Genomic DNA, 2,015 nt, shown 5'->3' with positions numbered 1-2,015 from the left:
TCACCCTATAGCCTAGATTCTGTGTAACCATTGAGTATAGGGATGCTGAACTAAATTGGAGTTGAAGTATCTCGGATCATCAGAGACTTCAACTCCAATTTAGTTCAGCATCCCTATACTCAATGGTTACACAGAATCTAGGCTATAGGGTGTGGGGTGTGGGGTATGGGGGAAGAGAATTTGTACTTCTCTATCAGGAGTTGTTTTAATCAGTGGCTTCGGGTGCTGGCAAATGGTCTACTAATTGCTCAAGAGAGTCTACATCGATGGCCAGATCCATTAACTGTTCTAATTTTTCGACACTCAACCCCTTCACACGAGCTTGAATTTCAGGGGATAGGTCTCCAAAGCGCCTTTGAAGCAATCGTAGTAGCAGTCGCTCAGCTCCTTCCTGAAGACCTTCTTGACGACCTTCTAAAATACCTTCCTGACGACCTTGCTTAATGCCCAACCTTTCGATACTCGTGACATACTTCATGTTGACCTCCTGTTCGTACTGGTTAACTTCTTCACGAAAGGCTTGTTCTAGTGCTGAGGGTAAATGCATTACCCAGTCAATGAAATGATATAAGTTTAGGATGTCTTGTCGCTGATACCCTTGCTCGTACAATCGTCTGGTCAGAGCCATTTTCCAAATTTTTCGTTGCTGGCCATCACTGCGAGTATCAACTGCTTTCAGGTGAGCCATGATCACCGTGGCAAAGGGATTGGCACTTTGTTCTAATTCTGGCCACTGCTGTTTGTAGTCTAGCAGTTTCACCATCAAAAAATTGAACTGGATTTTACAGCCGAAGATTTCGCTACTGTATTGGGTTGGTCGCCACTGGGGGTTAGCATCACTCAAGACTGCTAAACTAGCAACCGGTCGATTGTAGCGTCCGCTAATCCGATGATGGTAGGTGTACATCCGTTTAGCAAACTCCGTCTGTTTTTCCCCTTGGACTTCCACATGAATTAGAATCCAAGTTTCTTGACCATTGTTGAGCCAGACCTTAACCAGTTTGTCTGCCCATCGACGTCCTACTTCGGCGTCTCGCACCACCTTTTGTAGTTCTTTGTCGAGGAATTCACTGGGACGAGACCAATTGATTTGACTATGAATGTGGGCAAAGCACAGGGCAATGAAGGGCTCAAAGTACCATTCCAGGGTGTCTTTCCAGGGGGAATCATAGTCCGCTGCTGGGTTAATCATTAATTTCCTCTAGTTCGGCTGATTCATCTAATTAATCACCAAACCCTGTTTCCCTGGTCAAAAAATAGTGAAGGATTAATTGTGATTAACCCTTCAGAATAGATACAGGACATATCAGTCCTGGTTTTAATCAGCGTTTTAATTAGCGGCTTCGGGTGCTGGCAAATGGTCTACTAATTGCTCAACAGATTCTACATCAATGGCCACATCCATTAACTGTTCTAACTTTTCGACACTCAACCCCTTCACACGAGCTTGAATCTCAGGGGATAACTCTCCAAAGCGCCTGTGAAGCAATCGTAGTAGCAGTCGCTCAGCTTCTTCCTGACGACCTTCTAAAATACCTTCCTGACGACCTTCTAAAATACCTTCCTGACGACCTTGCTTAATTCCCAACCTTTCGATACTCGTGACATACTTCATGTTGAGCTCCTGTTCGTACTGGTTAAGTTCTTCACTAAATGCTTCTTCTAGTGCTGAGGGTAAGTGCATTACCCAGTCGATGAAGTGATATAAGTTTAGGATGTCTTGTCGCTGATACCCTTGCTGGTACAATCGTCTGGTCAGAGCCATTTTCCAGATTTTCCGTTGCTGGCCATCACTGCGAGTATCAACTGCTTTCAGGTGAGCCATGATTACCGTGGCAAAGGGATTGGCACTTTGTTCTAATTCTGGCCACTGCTGTTTGTAGTCTAACAGTTTCACCATCAAAAAATTGAACTGGATTTTACAGCCGAAGATTTCGCTACTGTATTGGGTTGGTCGCCACTGGGGGTTAGCATCACTCAAGACTGCTAAACTAGCAACCGGTCGATTGTAGCGT

2 protein-coding genes are annotated in these 2,015 nt (G+C 44.8%); both read right to left on the bottom strand.

Translation table 11 applies throughout. The annotated features are described in order from the left end of the window. Positions 1–205: 205 nt before the first annotated feature. Entirely contained in the window at positions 206–1,192 is a 987-nt protein-coding gene (locus F6J94_RS33345) for a DUF4351 domain-containing protein (RefSeq protein WP_293048131.1), read from the bottom strand. A gap of 138 nt (positions 1,193–1,330) precedes the next feature. Continuing rightward, a partial coding sequence (locus F6J94_RS33340; protein WP_293048128.1) for a DUF4351 domain-containing protein occupies positions 1,331–2,015 on the bottom strand: 685 nt, incomplete at its 5' end.

Source organism: Moorena sp. SIO1F2, assembly GCF_010672755.1.
In the GTDB taxonomy this organism is placed as follows: domain Bacteria; phylum Cyanobacteriota; class Cyanobacteriia; order Cyanobacteriales; family Coleofasciculaceae; genus Moorena.
The sequence above is the reverse complement of the archived record's forward strand: the minus strand, read 5'-3'. Positions and strand labels throughout refer to the sequence as shown.